Origin of the sequence: Falsirhodobacter sp. 20TX0035, assembly GCF_028307215.1 — a bacterium.
In the GTDB taxonomy this organism is placed as follows: Bacteria; Pseudomonadota; Alphaproteobacteria; order Rhodobacterales; family Rhodobacteraceae; genus Falsirhodobacter.
Map to the genome: position 1 here is coordinate 125,568 of NZ_JAQMHV010000002.1, position 15,813 is coordinate 141,380.

At 67.5% G+C, this 15,813-nt stretch carries 18 protein-coding genes; 9 read left to right on the forward strand and 9 right to left on the reverse strand.

Going from position 1 to position 15,813, the window contains the following annotated elements:
• Positions 1-59 precede the first annotated feature (59 nt).
• From PIJ50_RS04625 to PIJ50_RS04655, 7 genes are all read left to right on the forward strand, one after another.
• Positions 60-1,349: a Gfo/Idh/MocA family protein gene (locus tag PIJ50_RS04625; protein ID WP_271973150.1), complete on the forward strand. Its 1,290-nt coding sequence runs from the start codon at positions 60-62 to the stop codon at positions 1,347-1,349.
• Positions 1,350-1,459: 110 nt separating this feature from the next.
• Entirely contained in the window at positions 1,460-2,359 is a 900-nt protein-coding gene (locus tag PIJ50_RS04630) for a metal ABC transporter substrate-binding protein (RefSeq protein WP_271973152.1), read from the forward strand.
• A 19-nt stretch (positions 2,360-2,378) separates the two neighbouring features.
• On the forward strand, positions 2,379-3,233 hold the full coding sequence (locus PIJ50_RS04635) for a manganese/iron ABC transporter ATP-binding protein (protein WP_271973154.1): 855 nt from the start codon (positions 2,379-2,381) through the stop codon (positions 3,231-3,233).
• Complete coding sequence (locus PIJ50_RS04640) at positions 3,230-4,084, forward strand: metal ABC transporter permease (protein WP_271973156.1); 855 nt, start codon at positions 3,230-3,232, stop codon at positions 4,082-4,084. The genes PIJ50_RS04635 and PIJ50_RS04640 overlap by 4 nt, the downstream gene beginning before the upstream one ends.
• Positions 4,081-4,914, forward strand: a complete 834-nt coding sequence (locus tag PIJ50_RS04645) for a metal ABC transporter permease (RefSeq protein ID WP_271973157.1) — start codon at positions 4,081-4,083, stop codon at positions 4,912-4,914. The genes PIJ50_RS04640 and PIJ50_RS04645 overlap by 4 nt, the downstream gene beginning before the upstream one ends.
• 67 nt (positions 4,915-4,981) lie before the next feature.
• Positions 4,982-6,304, forward strand: coding sequence for an NAD(P)/FAD-dependent oxidoreductase (locus PIJ50_RS04650; protein ID WP_271973159.1), 1,323 nt, complete (start codon positions 4,982-4,984; stop codon positions 6,302-6,304).
• A 220-nt stretch (positions 6,305-6,524) separates the two neighbouring features.
• Positions 6,525-6,743: a DUF1127 domain-containing protein gene (locus tag PIJ50_RS04655; protein ID WP_271973161.1), complete on the forward strand. Its 219-nt coding sequence runs from the start codon at positions 6,525-6,527 to the stop codon at positions 6,741-6,743.
• A gap of 5 nt (positions 6,744-6,748) precedes the next feature.
• On the opposite strand, the gene PIJ50_RS04660 is transcribed toward PIJ50_RS04655, so the two are convergent.
• The 7 genes from PIJ50_RS04660 to PIJ50_RS04690 form a co-directional block, all read right to left on the reverse strand.
• Complete coding sequence (locus PIJ50_RS04660; RefSeq protein ID WP_271973162.1) at positions 6,749-7,159, reverse strand: DUF1810 domain-containing protein; 411 nt, start codon at positions 7,157-7,159, stop codon at positions 6,749-6,751.
• Positions 7,160-7,201: 42 nt separating this feature from the next.
• Complete coding sequence (locus PIJ50_RS04665; RefSeq protein WP_271973164.1) at positions 7,202-7,975, reverse strand: MetQ/NlpA family ABC transporter substrate-binding protein; 774 nt, start codon at positions 7,973-7,975, stop codon at positions 7,202-7,204.
• Positions 7,976-7,995: 20 nt separating this feature from the next.
• On the reverse strand, positions 7,996-8,670 hold the full coding sequence (locus PIJ50_RS04670; protein WP_271973166.1) for a methionine ABC transporter permease: 675 nt from the start codon (positions 8,668-8,670) through the stop codon (positions 7,996-7,998).
• Positions 8,660-9,706, reverse strand: a complete 1,047-nt coding sequence (locus PIJ50_RS04675; protein ID WP_271973167.1) for a methionine ABC transporter ATP-binding protein — start codon at positions 9,704-9,706, stop codon at positions 8,660-8,662. The genes PIJ50_RS04670 and PIJ50_RS04675 overlap by 11 nt, the downstream gene beginning before the upstream one ends.
• 83 nt (positions 9,707-9,789) lie before the next feature.
• Positions 9,790-10,410, reverse strand: a complete 621-nt coding sequence (locus PIJ50_RS04680) for a 2-dehydro-3-deoxy-6-phosphogalactonate aldolase (protein ID WP_271973169.1) — start codon at positions 10,408-10,410, stop codon at positions 9,790-9,792.
• Positions 10,407-11,312, reverse strand: coding sequence for a 2-dehydro-3-deoxygalactonokinase (locus PIJ50_RS04685; RefSeq protein ID WP_271973171.1), 906 nt, complete (start codon positions 11,310-11,312; stop codon positions 10,407-10,409). The genes PIJ50_RS04680 and PIJ50_RS04685 overlap by 4 nt, the downstream gene beginning before the upstream one ends.
• Positions 11,309-12,082 carry an IclR family transcriptional regulator gene (locus PIJ50_RS04690; protein WP_271973173.1) on the reverse strand — a complete coding sequence of 258 codons (774 nt, stop codon included), beginning with the start codon at positions 12,080-12,082 and terminating at the stop codon, positions 11,309-11,311. The genes PIJ50_RS04685 and PIJ50_RS04690 overlap by 4 nt, the downstream gene beginning before the upstream one ends.
• Positions 12,083-12,217: 135 nt before the next feature.
• Here PIJ50_RS04690 and yghU point away from each other — a divergent pair, with 135 nt between their 5' ends.
• Positions 12,218-13,039: a glutathione-dependent disulfide-bond oxidoreductase gene (gene yghU / locus PIJ50_RS04695; protein WP_271973176.1), complete on the forward strand. Its 822-nt coding sequence runs from the start codon at positions 12,218-12,220 to the stop codon at positions 13,037-13,039.
• Positions 13,040-13,043: 4 nt separating this feature from the next.
• Here the strand turns inward: yghU and PIJ50_RS04700 are convergent, their stop codons facing one another.
• Complete coding sequence (locus PIJ50_RS04700) at positions 13,044-13,622, reverse strand: GntR family transcriptional regulator (protein ID WP_271973177.1); 579 nt, start codon at positions 13,620-13,622, stop codon at positions 13,044-13,046.
• A 98-nt stretch (positions 13,623-13,720) separates the two neighbouring features.
• Complete coding sequence (locus PIJ50_RS04705) at positions 13,721-14,356, reverse strand: DUF1045 domain-containing protein (RefSeq protein ID WP_271973179.1); 636 nt, start codon at positions 14,354-14,356, stop codon at positions 13,721-13,723.
• A 197-nt stretch (positions 14,357-14,553) separates the two neighbouring features.
• Here PIJ50_RS04705 and PIJ50_RS04710 point away from each other — a divergent pair, with 197 nt between their 5' ends.
• Entirely contained in the window at positions 14,554-15,582 is a 1,029-nt protein-coding gene (locus PIJ50_RS04710) for a glycosyltransferase family 2 protein (protein WP_271973181.1), read from the forward strand.
• Positions 15,583-15,813 lie beyond the last annotated feature (231 nt).

Here is a 15,813-nt window from a genome sequence, read left to right on the forward strand (position 1 = left end):
TTCCGAACCAACCTGCGCCCCATGCGTTGCAGATCCGTGCAACCATGGGAGACGCATGCATGACGACCCCCTTCACCCCGAGCCGTCGCGGCGTCCTGATGGGCGGCATTGGTGCGACGGCGCTTCTGGCCACGCGGGCTTCGGCGCAGGAGTATCCGGCCCCGACGACGGTCGACACAGGCACCGTCAGCGACGGCAAGGTCGCGTTCGAGAACTGGCGCGCCCCGGCGGACGCCCCCTCAGGCCCGCCACCGGCGCCCTTGCCGCCTGAGGAGCGGGTGGGCTTTGCCGTCGTGGCCCTGGGCCGGCTGAGCCTGGAGGAGCTGCTGCCCGCCTTTGGCGAATGCCAGCGCGCCAAGCTGGTGGCGCTGGTGTCGGGCACGCCCGACAAGCTGAAGGCCGTGGCCGAGCAATACGGCATCCGCGAGGAGAATTGCTACGATTACGAAAACTTCGACACCATCCGCGACAACCCGGAGATCCAGGCGGTCTATATCGTGCTGCCGAACGGCATGCACCGCGAGTTCACGGAGCGGGCGGCGGCGGCGGGCAAGCACGTGCTGTGCGAAAAGCCGATGGCCAACAGTTCGGAAGAAGCCAAGGCGATGATCGACGCCTGCGAGGCCGCGAACGTCAAGCTGATGATCGCCTACCGGATCCAGTACGAGACCTACAACCTGAAGCTGGCCGAGTTCGTGCGGGATGGCGAGTTCGGGCGGCTGGTGGGCATGACCGCCACCAACGTGCAGACCGTGGCCGACAACGGCACGGAACAGTGGCGCCACAAGAAGGCGCTGGCGGGGGGCGGCGCGCTGCCCGACATCGGCCTTTACTGCCTGAACACCGCCCGCTTCCTGACGGGGGAGGAGCCGGTGCAGGTCTGGGCCACGCAGTATTCGCCCGAAGGCGATCCGCGCTATGCCGAGGTGGAGGAGACGGTCAGCTTCACCCTGCGCTTCCCGTCGAACTTCATCGCCAACTGCTTCACGAGCTATGGGGCGCGCGACGACAAGCACCAGCGCCTGAACTTCGCCGAGGCGACGGTCGACATGCCCAACGCCTATAAGTACACCGGCCAGCAGATGACGATCTACCGGCGCGAGGGCGACGCGACGGGCGGCACAAACCTGGAGCTGCCGCACAACAACCAGTTCGCGGCCGAGATCGACCACATGGCCGACTGCGTGCGCGAGAACCGCATCCCCCGCACCCCGGGGCAGGAGGGGATGCAGGACCACATCCTGATGGAAGCGATCTACGAGGCCGCCCGCACCGGCCAGCCGGTGACGCTGGAGCCCGTGGAGAAGATCGACGCCTTCCGCGGCCCGCCCGCAACGATCAGGGGGTAGGACACGTTCCCGGCCGGCACTGTCGGCCGGGAACCAACGCTCCGGCAAAATCGTTTGACATTGCGAATGATTTGCAACCTCATGGCGAGGTCCCCTTGCCGGAGAACAGGATGACCTTCCCCCGATCCCCCTTGTCCCTTGCCGCGGCGCTTCTGCTGCTGCCAGGCACCGCTCTGGCGCAGGAGGGGAAGATGAAGGTCGTCACCACCTTCACCGTTCTGGCCGACATGGCGCGCCACGTGGCTGGCGACGCGGCCGAGGTCGTGTCCATCACGCGGCCGGGAGCCGAGATCCACGGCTATGAACCCACGCCGCGCGACATCGTGGGCGCGCAGGACGCCGACCTGATCCTGTGGAACGGGTTGAACCTGGAACTGTGGTTCGAGCAGTTCCTGTCCAACCTGCGCGACGTCCCTTCGGTCACCGTGTCGGACGGGGTGGAGCCAATCTCTATCGCGGCGGGCGCGTATGAAGGAAAGCCCAACCCCCACGCGTGGATGGGCCTTTCCAACGCGCTGATCTATGTCGACAACATCGAGGCGGCGCTGGCCGGCCACGATCCGGACAACGCCGCGCTGTACGCGGCCAATGCCGACATCTACAAGCAGCAGCTGCGCGACGCGATCGAGCCCCTGCGTGCCCGCATCGCCGACATCCCCGAGGAGAAGCGCTGGCTGGTGACCTGCGAAGGCGCCTTCAGCTATCTGGCCCGCGACTTCGGCTTGCAGGAGCTGTATCTGTGGCCGATCAACGCCGACCAGATGGGCACGCCCCAGCAGGTGCGCGCTGTGATCGACGGGGTGAAGGCGCATCACATTCCGGCCGTCTTCTGCGAAAGCACGGTCAACACCGCCCCCGCCCGGCAGATCGCCCGCGAAACCGGGGCCGAATACGGCGGCGTGCTGTATGTTGACAGCCTGTCCAAGGCCGATGGCCCGGTGCCGACCTACCTCGATCTGCTGAAGGTCACGTCCGAAACGGTCGTCCGGGGGCTGACCGGTGCCGAATAACCCGAAAGGACCGCCTTCCATGTCCGACACCGGCATCGCCGCGCGCGACGTCACCGTCACCTACCGCAACGGGCACACGGCCCTGCGCGGGGCCAGCTTCTCCATCCCGCGCGGCACGGTCACGGCGCTGGTGGGGGTGAACGGGGCCGGCAAGTCCACCCTGTTCAAGGCGATCATGGGGTTCGTGCCCGTGGCCGCGGGCGACATCCGCCTTCTGGGCCTGCCGGTGAAGGAGGCGCTGAAGAAGAACCTCGTCGCCTATGTCCCGCAAGCCGAGGAGGTGGACTGGTCCTTTCCCGTTCTGGTGCAGGACGTGGTGATGATGGGCCGCTTCGGGCATATGGGCTTCTTGCGCCGTCCGTCGAAGGCGGACCATGCGGCGGTGGACGCGGCGCTGGCGCGCGTGAACATGCAGGACTTCCGCCACCGCCAGATCGGAGAGCTGTCGGGCGGGCAGAAGAAGCGCGTGTTCCTGGCGCGCGCGCTGGCGCAGGACGGGCGGGTGATCCTGCTGGACGAACCTTTCACCGGCGTCGACGTCCAGACCGAGGAGCAGATCGTCACCCTTCTGGGCGAGTTGCGGGCCGAAGGGCGGGTGATGCTCGTCTCCACCCACAACCTCGGGTCCGTGCCGGAATTCTGCGACCGCGTGGTGCTGGTCAAGGGCACGGTGCTGGCCCATGGCCCGACCGAGACGACCTTCACCCGCGACAACCTTGAAGCCGCGTTCGGGGGCGTCTTGCGCCACATCACCTTGGGCGGCGGCCTGCTGCATTCCGACGACGATCCGCGGCAGATCTCCATCCTGACGGACGATGAACGGCCCTTTGTGCAGTATGACGGCCGCACGCAGGTTCGGGAGAAGGCGGAATGACCGCGCTTCTGCCCTTTGAATATGGCTACATGTTCAACGCGATCTGGGTGTCGGCGCTGGTGGGCGGCGTCTGCGCCTTTCTGTCGGCCTACCTGATGCTGAAGGGCTGGTCGCTGATCGGCGACGCCCTCAGCCATTCCGTCGTGCCGGGGGTGGCGGGGGCCTACATGTTGGGCCTGCCCTTCGCGCTTGGGGCCTTTCTGTCGGGAGGGCTGGCGGCGGCGGCGATGCTGTTCCTGTCGGACCGGTCGGGGCTGAAGGTGGATGTGGTGATCGGGCTGATCTTCACCTCGTTCTTCGGGCTGGGACTGTTTATGGTATCGCTGAACCCGATGGCGATTTCCGTCCAGACGATCACCATGGGCAACATCCTGGCCATCGCGCCGGGCGACATCCTGCAACTGGCGATCATCGGCTTTGTGTCGCTGGCCGTGCTGCTCTTGAAGTGGAAGGACCTGATGGTCGTCTTCTTCGACGAAAACCACGCGCGGTCGGTGGGCCTGCATCCGGAGCGGCTGAAGGCGATGTTCTTCGTGCTTCTGTCGGCCTCGGTCGTGGCGGCGATGCAGACGGTAGGGGCGTTCCTTGTGGTCGCGATGGTGGTGACGCCGGGGGCCACGGCCTATCTGCTCTGCGACCGTTTCCCGCGGCTGATCATGGTGTCGGTGGCCATCGGCACGGTCACGAGCTTTGTCGGCGCCTATGCCAGCTTCTTTCTGAACGGGGCCACGGGCGGGATCATCGTGTGCCTGCAGACGGCCATCTTCCTTCTGGCCTTCACCTTCGCGCCAAAGCACGGGATGCTGGCCGCCCGCCGTCGCGCCGCGCAAGTGCTGGAGGAGGGGGCATGACCGACACGCTTCTTCTGCCCTTCCAGTTCCCCTTCATGCAGAACGCCTTCTGGATCGCCATGATCGTGTCGGTGCCCACGGCGCTTTTGTCGTGCTTTCTGGTGCTGAAGGGCTGGGCACTGATGGGGGATGCGGTCAGCCATGCGGTCCTGCCGGGAATCGTGCTGGCCTACATCCTGGGCCTGCCGCTGATACTGGGCGCCTTTGCCGCCGGGATGCTGACGGCCACGGCCACGGGCTTTCTGTCGGGCAACAGCCGGGTGAAGCAGGACACGGTGATGGGCGTCGTGTTTTCGGGCATGTTCGCGGCGGGGATCGTCCTCTACACATCCATCACGGCCGAGGTGCATCTGGACCACATCCTGTTCGGCAACATCCTGGGCGTGGGTGCGCAGGATCTGTGGACGGCGGGCGTGATCTCGGCCGTGGTGGTGGCGGCACTTCTGCTGAAGTGGAAGGACCTGATGCTGCACGCCTTCGATCCGGCGCAGGCGCGCGCGTCGGGCCTGCCGGTCGGGCTTTTGCATTACGGGCTGCTGGCGATCCTGTCGCTGACCATCGTGGCCACGCTGACGGCGACGGGACTGATCCTGGCCGTCAGCCTGCTGATCGCGCCGGGGGCGATCGCGTTCCTGGTCACCCGCAGCTTCGGGCGCATGCTGGCGGTGGCGGTGGCGGTGTGCATGGCGTCGATGGTGGCGGGGATCTATGCCAGCTTCTGGCTGGACAGCGCCCCCGCCCCCACGATCGTGCTGATCCTGACGGCGATCTTCCTGACGGCCGTGGTGCGGCGGCAGCTTCGCATCCGGCGGCACGCGGCCACGGTTTGACATCCGCGCTGGCCCTTCGGCGGTGCCCTTCTATCTAAGGGAGGATCGCAGCCTGAAGGAGAGTGCCATGACCCCGTCCCGCAGACCCCGCATCGTCATCGTGGGCGGGGGGTTCGGCGGCCTCGCCTGCGCTTCCGCCTTGGGTGGGGCCGAGGCGGACGTGCTGGTGCTGGACCGCCGTAACCACAGCCTGTTTACGCCGCTGCTGTATCAGGTGGCGACAGCGGCCCTGTCGCCATCCGACATCGCGGAGCCGATCCGCAAGGCCCTTGGCCGCCACCGCAACATCCGCGTGGCGCTGGCCGAGGTGACGGGGGTCGACGCCGTGGCCAAGGTGGTGCGGGTGAAGGAGGGGGAGGATGTGCCCTACGATCATCTCATCCTCGCCACCGGGTCGGATTACAACTATTTCGGGAACGATGACTGGCGCAGCCACGCCCCCGGCCTGAAAACGGTGAATGAGGCGCGGGTGATCCGCCAGCGCCTGCTTCTGTCCTATGAACAGGCCGAGGCGACGGAGGACCCGGACCGCCGCCGCGCCCTGCTGACCCATGTCGTCATCGGCGGCGGCCCCACGGGGGTGGAGATGGCGGGCTCCATGGTGGAGCTGGGGCGCGAGATGATCGCCCGCGACTTCCGCCGCATCCGACCCGAAGATCTGCGCGTGGTTCTGGTGGAGGCCGCCCCCCGCCTGCTGCTGGCCTTCCCGGAGGATCTGGCCCGCTATGCGCAGGACTATCTGGAGCGGCACAGGGTGGAGGTGAAGCTGAACTGCGCCGTGAAGGACATGGACGCGGAATCCGTCACCACCGCCGAAGGCGTGATCCCCACGGGCTGCATCGTCTGGGGCGCGGGCGTGCGCGGGTCGGAAGCCGCGCAATGGCTGGACGTGCCGGCGGGCAAGGGCAATCGCCTGCTGGTCCGACCGGACCTGTCGGTGGAAGGGCGGCCGGATGTCTACGCGCTTGGCGACACCGCCGCCGCCATGGACGAGGATGGCACACCGCTGCCCGCGCTGGCGCAGGTGGCCAAGCAGCAGGGGCAGCATCTGGGCCGCGCTTTGCGCGCCAAGATCGAGAACGGGACGCCGCTGCCGCCCTTCACCTTCCGCAACCGCGGCAACACGGCGGTGGTCGGGCGCAACGCCGCCATCTTCGACTTCGGCAAGCGCAAGCTGAAGGGGCGGATCGCGTGGTATCTGTGGGCGCTGGTCCATGTCTATCTGCTGGTGAACGCGCAGAAGCGTGTCCTTGTGACCGTTCAATGGCTGTGGAGCTACATGACCCGCCAGCCCGGCGCCCGCATCATCGACGAGACGCCGCCGCAGGTGGTGCCCGCCGCCAGTCCGGCGCTTGGCGAGACGCTGCGCGAAGTGTCGGCCAAGGGCTGACGGCCCTATCTTCGAAGATCGCGCGCGGCCCTTTCCAGGTGCCGCGCATTTGGTCGTCGCACGGGCCTTCCTGTTCCACGAAGAAACCTTTTGGAAAGAGGCTTGACGTGAATGCATGGCAGGGCTTCGCCATTGGGCGTTGTGTGAAGGCCCCTGCACCCGATATTCCTGTCTGTGACGTTAGCGCTATCATGGCGCAGACAAACAGACAGGAACCATCATGCAGATCGCACAACTCTCCGGCTTCAACTTCTCCGCCCAAGGCCAAGGCTTTGTCGGCAACCTCCTGACCTCGCTCCGGGCCCTTCGCCAGCGCCGCGCCGTTTATGTGCGCACGGCAAACGAACTGGCTGCGCTGTCGGGCCGTGAACTGGCCGACATCGGCATCTCCCGCTCGGACATCCGCGCGATCGCACGCCGCGCGGCTGCCGAGGCCTGATCGCGTCAGGTCGGCTTGCCGATCAGACGCAGGGTTTCCGGATCGGGACCCGCGTAGAACACACGAAGAATGTCATCGGCTGGCGTGAACCCGGCCCGTGCGAAGATCGTGGCCGAGGATCGGAGCTTCAGCGCGTCCGTCGCGCCCAGCACGTCCTCGGGCCTCGCCCCGGCCTGCGTCAGCATGGCCGCCGTCGCCTCGTCCAGCCGCGCGCGCAGGATGGGGTGCTCCAGATAGGCCTGCGCCTCCCCCAGCCCATTCAGGCCGTAGAATTGCGCCATGTCGGACCGTCCAAGGCCGCGCAGCTGCGGAAAGACGAACCACATCCAGTGCGACCGCTTCCGCCCCCCGCGCAGTTCCTGCACCGGTTCGGGCCAGATACGGTCCTGCGCTTCGACAAATCGTTCCAAGGTCATAGGGTGTCCTCCCGCCAGAGGATCTAGCGGGAGGTGTCGGTCTTACCAGGAGGTGAGGACCGTGCCCTGGTATTCCTTCTCGATGAAGGCCTTCACCTCGGGGCTGTGATAGGCCTCGACCAGCTGCTTGGCCCAAGGCTTGTCCTGATCGCCTTCGCGCACGACGATGATGTTGACATAGGGGCCTTCGGCGCTTTCCATCGCGATCGCGTCTTCCTTCGGGTTCAGGCCCGAGGCGGAGGCGTAGTTCGTGTTGATCAGCGCCGCGTCCAGATCGGCGAGCGAGCGCGGAAGCTGCGCCGCGTCCAGTTCCTGGAAGCGGAAGTCGCGCGGGTTTTCCGTGATGTCCAGCGGCGTGGGCGTCAGGCCCGCCTCCGGGTCCACCGTGACCAGACCCAGCTGCTGCAGCACCAGAAGCGCGCGGCCGCCGTTCGTCGGATCGTTCGGAATGCCGATCGTGGCGCCGTCCTCCAGATCCTCCACCGATTTCAGCTTGTCGGAATAGAGGCCCATCGGCGTGGTGATCGTGGTGGCCAGCGTCACTAGATCGAAGCCGCGATCCTTGATCTGGTTGTCCAGATAGGGCTGGTGCTGGAACGAGTTGGCCTGGATGTCGCCATCCGCCAGCGCCTGGTTCGGGATGACGTAGTCCGAGAATTCGACGATGTCGATGTTCAGGCCCATGGGTTTGGCGACCTTGGCCACCTCTTCCATGATCTCGCCGTGTTCGCCGGGCGAGACGCCGACCTTGATGTCTTCGGCAAAGGCGGCGCTGGCCAGCAGGCCGAACGCGAGGGTGATGGGGAACAGACGCATGGTTTCCTCCGGGTTGAAAGTCAGTGACCGCGATTGCGGGGGGCGCGGCGGTCCACGCGGCGGGCCAGCCATTCGCCCAGCGATTGTACCAGCTGCACCAGCACGATCAGGATGACGACCACGGCCAGCATCACCTCGGGCATGAAGCGCTGATAGCCGTAGCGGATGCCCAGATCGCCGAGGCCTTCGCCGCCTACCGCGCCGACCATGGCCGAAAAGCCGATCAGGCTGACGGCGGCAAGGGTCATGCCCAGCGTGATCGCGGGCAGCGCTTCGGGCACCAGCACCTTGCGGATGATCTGGAAGGGCGTGGCGCCCATGGCGCGCGCGGCCTCGATCAGGCCGGCGTCCACCTCGCGGATTGCGTTTTCCACAAGGCGCGCGATGAAGGGGATGGCGGCCAGCGTCAGCGGCACGATGGCGGCGGTGGTGCCGATGGAGGTGCCGGCGATCATGCGCGTGAAGGGGATGATGGCGACCACGAGGATGATGAACGGGATCGACCGTGTGGCGTTGACCACCAGCCCCAGCCCCCGGTTGATGAGGGGCGAGGCCAGCAGCTCCCCCCGGCGCGAGGTGGCGAGGTAGACGCCCAGCGGCAGCCCGAACACCGCGCCCAGAAGCCCCGAGATCGCGACCATGTAGAGCGTTTGCAGCGTGGAATCGATCAGCAGGTGGATCAGGTTAGCGGACATGGCCCAGAACCTCCGTCAGCAGGTGGTGGCGTTCAAGGTAAGCCCGCGCCTCGGCCGCGCGGCCGATCGGCAGGGACACCAGAAGATTGCCGAAGGGACGGGTCCCGATCTCCTCCACCGCGCCGGCGAGGATGTTGACGGGGATGCCGAGGTCGGAGGTGAGGCGGGCCAGCATCGGGTCGGTCGCGTGATCGCCCGCGAAGGTGATGCGGATCACCTCCTGCGCCGCGCCCTCGGCCGAAGGCAGAAGGCGGCCCGCGATGAAGGCGGGCAGGGTGACGCCGGTGACGCCCGACAGGAAGCTGCGCGTGGTTGGATGTTGCGGCCTGGCGAAGATGTCGTAGGTTTCCCCCGCCTCCACGATGCGGCCGCCCTCGATGACGGCGACGTGGCTGGCGATGTCGCGCACCACGGCCATTTCATGCGTGATCAGCAGGATGGTCAGGCCCAGGTCGCGGTTGATGTCGGCCAGAAGGCGCAGCACCGTCTGTGTCGTTTCGGGGTCGAGCGCGGAGGTCGCCTCGTCCGACAGCAGCACCTTGGGCTGCGTGGCGAGCGCCCGCGCGATGCCGACGCGCTGCTTCTGCCCGCCCGACAGTTCCGCCGGATAGCGGTCGGCCAGCGGGCCAAGCTCCACCCTCTCGATCAGGTCGCGGACGCGGGCGCGCAGGGCGTCGCGCGGGGTGCCGGCGATTTCCAGCGGCAGGGCCACGTTGTCGAACACGGTGCGCGAGGACAGGAGGTTGAAGTGCTGGAAGATCATCCCGACCTCGCGCCGGATGGCGCGCAGATCGCCGCCGCGCGCGCGGCCCACGTCCCGGCCGCCCACGGTGACGGTGCCGGCCGTGGGTTGTTCCAGCCCGTTCACCATGCGCAGCAGCGTGGACTTCCCCGCCCCCGACCGCCCGATGATCCCGGTGACGGAGCCTGCGGGCACGTCCAGCGACACGCCTTCCAGCGCGGTGACAAGGCCGCCACGCTTCGGGAAGGCCTTGCCCACCCCGTCAAAGGTGATCGCCGCACCCGTTGCTGTCATCCCGCTCTCCTGTCCGCGCCGTGCCGAAGCGCTGGATAAACATGATCCGACGCGGGCGTGCAAGGGAAGGAATTTCTTGGCGTTCAGCCCTGGCGCCAGGCAGACACGAAGGCACGGGCGTTGGCGCGCACCTCCTCGGCCCCCATGCCGGGTTTGTAGAGGGCGGAGCCGAGGCCGAAGCCGGTAGCCCCCGCCGCGCGCCACGGCCCCATGTTGTTGGGGGCGATGCCGCCCACGGGCAGGAAGGGCACGTCCTTGGGGAACACGGCGCGCATGGCTTTTAGGACGGACGGGGTCTGCGCCTCGGCCGGGAACAGCTTCAGCCCGTCCGCGCCCGCGGCCAGTGCGGCGAACCCTTCGGTGGGGGTGGCGATGCCGGGCGTGCAATAAAGGCCCGCCGCCTTGGCCGCTGCGATCACCGCCGTGTCGGCATGGGGCATCACGACGATTTTCCCGCCCGCCTCTGCCACGCGGTGGGCGTCGTCCACCGTCAGAACGGTGCCCGCCCCGCACAGCAGGCTGTCGCCCACATCCAGCGCCAGGCGGCGCAGGCTTTCAAACGGATCGGGAGAGTTCAGGGGCACCTCCACGATGGCGAAGCCTTCCTCGGCCAGCGCACGGGCGATGGGCACCACCTCGTCGGGGGTGACGCCGCGCAGGATGGCGATCAGCGGCAGGCGGTCAAGCCAGGTGGACAGCGTCATGGGCGGGTTCCTTCGATCAGGCGGGCGGCGCGGGCGATCTGCCACAGGCCCGCGACGGCGGTGTGTGCGATGGCGGGGGCGTCGGCCAAGCCGAACGCGGCCAGCGCCCGGCGGTAGCGGTCCACGAGTGCCGGCGCGCCGATCAGCACGGGCGCCGCCTGCGGTGTCATGTGACGCAGGGCCGAAGCGATCTCGGCCCCGATGATCAGGCCGGACAGGTAATCGAGGCTGCTGGCCGCCGCCCGGTCCCCCAGCAGCACGTCGGCGCGGGCCGAGAAGAGACGGGACGGCAGGTCCCCCTCCTGCGCCGCCTGAAGCCCCCGCGAAAAAGCCTCGTCATCCCCGGCCGGGGCTTTGGCAAAGCGGCCAAGGATGGAATGGTCCTTCAGCACGGCAAAGAGTTCGCCGGTCATGAAGGTGGTGAACCCTTCGATCCGGCCGTCGCGCAGGGTGACCCATTTGGAATGGGTGCCCGGCATCACCAGATGCGCCTCGGCCCGCAGGGCGGGGTTCAGCGCCAGCGCGCCGGCGATCTGCGTCTCCTCTCCGCGCATCACGTCGGCAGGGTGGCGCTGCGCGACGCCCGGCACGATGTGCAGCCCGTGTTCGGGAAGGGCGATCATCGCGCCGGCCAGTTCCTCGGGGCCCGCGGGGCAGGGCAGGTAGGGCGCTTCCTTCCACCCCTGCGCCGATCCGATCATGCCGGAGGCGAGGGCGGGGAGGTTCGGGTTCTCCTTCCTCCACGCCCCGGTGATGCGGTCGAAGGCGGCGGCGAAGCCGTCCTTCACGTGCAGGATGCCTTCGGGGCTTTCGTGCTGGTCCAGCACCCGCCCCCCTTCATCCAGACACCAGGCGCGGAGGGAGCTTGTGCCCCAATCGAGGGCGATCAGTGCGGCGGTCATGCGGGGTCCTTCCAGCCGATGCGGGACGATATGGCGGCGGCGGCCTGCCGCAGCCGGGGGCCAAGCGCGACCATCCGGTCGCGGTCCATCCAGGGCTCGGCCGCGGCCACGCTGATCGCGGCGACGATCTGGCCGCGCGCGTCGCGGACGGGGGCCGCGACGCAGCGGACGGCCAGTTCGTTCTCGGCCAGATCGAAGGTCACGCCAGACTGGCGGGCGGTCCGCATGGCATCCCGCCACGCGTCCCACGGCAGGGGCGCGCCGCCCGCCGCGGGGGCCGCGCGGCCCAGATCGAACAGCCGCCGCCACGCGTCTTCGTCCATGTCCAGCATCAGGGCCTTGCCCACCCCGGTCAGCGCCATCGGCATCCGCGCTCCGATGCGCGAGCGCAACTCGTAGCCCCGCCGCCCGCTGATCTTGTCAAGATAAAGAACCTCGTCCCCCTCGGGCTGGACGAGATGAACGGTGTCCAGAACCTCCTGCGCCAGCCGCTCCAGTTCTTCCCGGGCCGCCGAGACGAGCGAGATCTGCTCGCGCGCTTGAAAGCCGAGCTGGATCAGCCGGGGGCCCAGACGGTAGCCGTCGGGATCCTGCCGCAGGAAACGTTCGCGCACCAGCGCGGCGGTCAGCCGTTGGGCCGTGCTGCGGTTCAGCCCCGTGCGCTGGCCGATGGCGCCAAGGTCCGTCGCACCGTCCGCCACGGCGTCGATCACGCGCAACCCGCGTTCCAGCGTCTGCACGCCGGTGTTGATGTCCGTCCCTGCCTTCATGCTGTCAGGATACCGCTGCGGCGGCATGTGTCAATATGTGGGAGTCTAACCCACATATAGGGTAAAGCAAACAGGGTTGCGATCCGGTCGCCTGATAAGCAAGTCTTCCCGTGACACCTCAGAAAGGTCATGATCATGAGCGACGCCTACCAGCCCCCCCGCGTCTGGACCCCGCCCGCGAACGCGCCGGGCCTGAACCGCGACACCGCCGGTCCCCGGACCGAGGTGGAGCTTCCCGTTGGCCAGCACCCGCTTCAGCTGTATTCGATGGCGACGCCTAACGGCGTGAAGGTGACGATCCTGCTGGAGGAGCTTCTGGCCGCCGGCCATGCCGGCGCGGAATACGACGCGTGGCCGATCCGGATCGGCGACGGGGACCAGTTCGGCTCGGGCTTCGTGGCCATCAATCCGAACTCCAAGATCCCGGCGCTGCTGGACCGCAGCGGCGCCGAGCCGGTGCGCCTGTTCGAATCCGGCTCCATCCTTCTTTATCTGGCCGAGAAGTTCGGCGCCTTCCTTCCGGCGGCGCAACGGACCGAGACGTTGAACTGGCTGTTCTGGCAGATGGGATCGGCGCCCTTCCTGGGGGGCGGCTTCGGCCATTTCTACGCCTACGCGCCCGAAAAGCTGGAATATCCGATTAACCGTTACGCGATGGAAACCCGGCGCCAGCTGGATGTGCTGGACCGGCAGCTGGCCGAACGGCCCTTCATCGCCGGGCCGGACTATTCCATCGCCGACATGGCGATCTGGCCCTGGTACGGCGCGCTGATGCAGGGCGATCTTTACGGCAACGCGGCGGAGTTCCTGTCGGTGGCGGACTACACCCACCTGCGCCGCTGGTCGGACACGATCGCCGCCCGGCCCGCCGTGCAGCGCGGTCGCCGCGTGAACAAGTTCTGGGGGGACGAGGCGGCGCAGGTGCCCGAGCGCCATTCGGCGGCCGATCTGGACTGAACGATCACTCCGGCGCGGCGACCAGCGCCGCGCGATCCCCCGCAAACCAAATCTGGCCGTAATCCACGGCCAGACCGCCCACGTCCAGATGCAGGAAGGCGGAGCGCAGTATGGGCGCGCCTTCCTCCACCCCCAGATGGTGGGCCTGAAGGGCGCTGGCGAGGGTAGCCGTCATCCGTGTCTCCCCGCGGAAGCGGTCGATCCCGGACTGACGCCAGGCGGCGTCGGGTGCAAGGCCCTCCTGCACAAGGACGGGCAGTTCGGGGAACAGGTCCGCGGGGCAGACGGACCGGCACATCGCCATCGGCCGCCCTTCCATCACGTGCAGCCCGTCGATCACGTGCACCGGGGTCTGGCCGGGCAACCGCAGCACAGCCGCCTCCTCGGGGCAGGCGGGGCGGGTGTCCACGGACAGCACGTGCATGTCCGGCACATGATCCAGCGAATAGGCGCGCCGGTCGTCCCGCGCCACTGGGTTCGGATCGTTCGAGGCGGGGCAACCGACCGGCGGCACATCCAGCGATGCACGCCGGTCATGGGGGCCCTTGGGGCCGTTGGTCTGCCAGATCGCGGTGCGCCTCATGTCGGGAACCTGAAGTGAAGGATCAACGAGTCGCGTCGTTGCTGTGGTGAAAATTGTATGAACACCAGCGTCCCTCCGCAAGCTGCAGTTGAACGGCGTCAGATCGGGTAGCGTCGGAGGAGGTGGAACCGCCCCTCCCGGTCTTCCTTCATCAGGCAGATGGAGTCGATGCCGAACTCCGCCGGCAGCGCGGGCTGGATCAGCGGCTCCAGCGCCTCGGGCTGCATGTCGCAGGGGCCGGTCAGGGTCATGTGGAAGCGGAACTCCTCCATCACGAAGGGATAGCCCCACGCGTCCAGCAACTCCCGCTGCTTCGGGGTCAGGCGTTCGGGCTTGCGGCGGGCGATCTCGGCCTCGGTCAGCGGTTGGCGGAAGGGTTCGAGGAAGCGGACGATCAGGGCCGCCGTCTCGTTCAGTTCGGTCTGGTCGCCCTGTGGCACCAGCGCCAGAAACGACCCCAGCCGTTCCACCTTCAGGGGGCCGGGCCAGACGGGGCGCAGCCGGTGGGCGAGGTCGGCCACCGCCACCTCCAGATCCGCTTCGGGGCCCAGAAGGCGGAAGGGCGCCTTCAGCGTTCCGTGAAAGCCGTATTTCCGGGGTTCGGCCACAAGGGCATCGACGGACAGTGGATGGGACAGGCGGACGCCCGCCTCCGGGTCCCAGCCCAGCCATTCGGCGCCAAAGCGCGCCAGGGGGCCGGGCGGGGGCAGGTAGTAGATGGCGTAGCGGGTCATGGGCACGATCTTTTGCTTTGGAACATCTTCCATCACAAAGCTCCGGCCTGCGCGAGGTTCCATGTCCGGATCGTCGCAGAACCTCAGCCACAGGCAGTAAGAAACATCTTTAATACAACTTAAACGATATTGCCGAAACGCCTTCGGACACCGTAGCATCCCGCCACATGGTTCGGCCCGCCGAAGGAGCGCACGCCTTGGACACCGCCACGCCCCCACTTGCCACCACGGGCCCCGACCCTTCGGCCCCGGCGGAACTGACCATCATCATCGTCAGCTACAACACCCGGGCGCTGACGCTGCGCTGTCTGGAGACGCTCTATGCCCACACGCATGCGGCGCGGGCCCATGTGGTCGTCTGGGACAACCAGTCGGCCGACGGATCCGCCGACGCGGTGGCCGCGGCCTTTCCGCAGGTCGAGCTGGTCGCCTCGGACCGGAACCTCGGCTTTGCGGCGGCCAACAACATCGTGGCCCGGCAGGCGCGGACGGAGTGGCTTTTGCTTCTGAACCCGGACACCGAGGTGCATGAGGGCGCGATCGACGCGCTTCTGGCCTTTGCCAAGTCCACGCCGCATGCCGGGATCACCGGGGGGCGCACGGTCTTTCCCGACGGTTCGCTGAACATCGCTTCCTGCTGGAACCGCATCACTCCGTGGTCTGCGCTGTGCATGGCGCTTGGCCTGACCAGCGTCTTCCGCCGGTCCTCCCTCTTCAACCCCGAACAGATGGGGGACTGGCGCCGCGACACGGTGCGGGAGGTGGACATCGTCGTGGGCTGCTTCCTGATGATCCCCCGTGCGCTGTGGAACCGCATGGGCGGGTTCGATCCCAAATATGTCATGTATGGCGAGGAAGCGGACCTGTGCCTGCGCGCGCGGCATGACGGATACCGCCCGATGATCACGCCGGAGGCGCAGATCATGCATCTGGTCGGCGCCTCGGCCGCGACGCGGGCGGACAAGGTGGTGATGGTGGCCAAGGCGCGCACAACCCTGATGCGTGATCATTGGCCCGCTTGGCAGCACCCGGCGGCCTTTGCGATCATGTGGCTGTGGGGGGCGATCCGGATGGCCGGGGCGCGCCTTCTGGCCCTGCGTGGCGGGGAAAAGCGTCAGGCTGCAGCCGCGAAATGGGCCAATGTCTGGGCACGGCGGGCCGAATGGCTTTCGCCCTTTGCCCCCGTTTCAGGCTTCACTGTGCCCGGACGACAACCTGCCGGTTAAAATATTAACAAATCACTTTTTCGCGCTTGAGTTGTGTGATCGACGCGTGTGACGCTGCCCTCGACTGCCCTCGACTGCCCTCGACTGCCCTCGACTGCCCTCGACTGCCCTCGACTGCCCTCGACTGCCCTCGACTGCCCTCGACTGCCCTCGACTGCCCTTGGGATCGTGCAGGTGATGACGTGTTAACAAGTTCCGGACCTCCCTTCGTCTCTGCGCGCAGCAGCGATC

Coding starts and splice junctions, on each gene's coding strand:
- PIJ50_RS04685 (WP_271973171.1), bottom strand. CDS start 11,312: ATGACCGCCGCACTGATCGCCCTCGATTGGGGCACAAGCTCCCTCCGC.
- PIJ50_RS04705 (WP_271973179.1), bottom strand. CDS start 14,356: ATGACCCGCTACGCCATCTACTACCTGCCCCCGCCCGGCCCCCTGGCG.
- PIJ50_RS04645 (WP_271973157.1), top strand. CDS start 4,081: ATGACCGACACGCTTCTTCTGCCCTTCCAGTTCCCCTTCATGCAGAAC.
- PIJ50_RS04670 (WP_271973166.1), bottom strand. CDS start 8,670: ATGTCCGCTAACCTGATCCACCTGCTGATCGATTCCACGCTGCAAACG.
- PIJ50_RS04690 (WP_271973173.1), bottom strand. CDS start 12,082: ATGAAGGCAGGGACGGACATCAACACCGGCGTGCAGACGCTGGAACGC.
- PIJ50_RS04635 (WP_271973154.1), top strand. CDS start 2,379: ATGTCCGACACCGGCATCGCCGCGCGCGACGTCACCGTCACCTACCGC.
- PIJ50_RS04630 (WP_271973152.1), top strand. CDS start 1,460: ATGACCTTCCCCCGATCCCCCTTGTCCCTTGCCGCGGCGCTTCTGCTG.
- PIJ50_RS04675 (WP_271973167.1), bottom strand. CDS start 9,706: ATGACAGCAACGGGTGCGGCGATCACCTTTGACGGGGTGGGCAAGGCC.
- PIJ50_RS04655 (WP_271973161.1), top strand. CDS start 6,525: ATGCAGATCGCACAACTCTCCGGCTTCAACTTCTCCGCCCAAGGCCAA.
- PIJ50_RS04640 (WP_271973156.1), top strand. CDS start 3,230: ATGACCGCGCTTCTGCCCTTTGAATATGGCTACATGTTCAACGCGATC.
- PIJ50_RS04625 (WP_271973150.1), top strand. CDS start 60: ATGACGACCCCCTTCACCCCGAGCCGTCGCGGCGTCCTGATGGGCGGC.
- PIJ50_RS04660 (WP_271973162.1), bottom strand. CDS start 7,159: ATGACCTTGGAACGATTTGTCGAAGCGCAGGACCGTATCTGGCCCGAA.
- yghU (WP_271973176.1), top strand. CDS start 12,218: ATGAGCGACGCCTACCAGCCCCCCCGCGTCTGGACCCCGCCCGCGAAC.
- PIJ50_RS04665 (WP_271973164.1), bottom strand. CDS start 7,975: ATGCGTCTGTTCCCCATCACCCTCGCGTTCGGCCTGCTGGCCAGCGCC.
- PIJ50_RS04700 (WP_271973177.1), bottom strand. CDS start 13,622: ATGAGGCGCACCGCGATCTGGCAGACCAACGGCCCCAAGGGCCCCCAT.
- PIJ50_RS04680 (WP_271973169.1), bottom strand. CDS start 10,410: ATGACGCTGTCCACCTGGCTTGACCGCCTGCCGCTGATCGCCATCCTG.
- PIJ50_RS04650 (WP_271973159.1), top strand. CDS start 4,982: ATGACCCCGTCCCGCAGACCCCGCATCGTCATCGTGGGCGGGGGGTTC.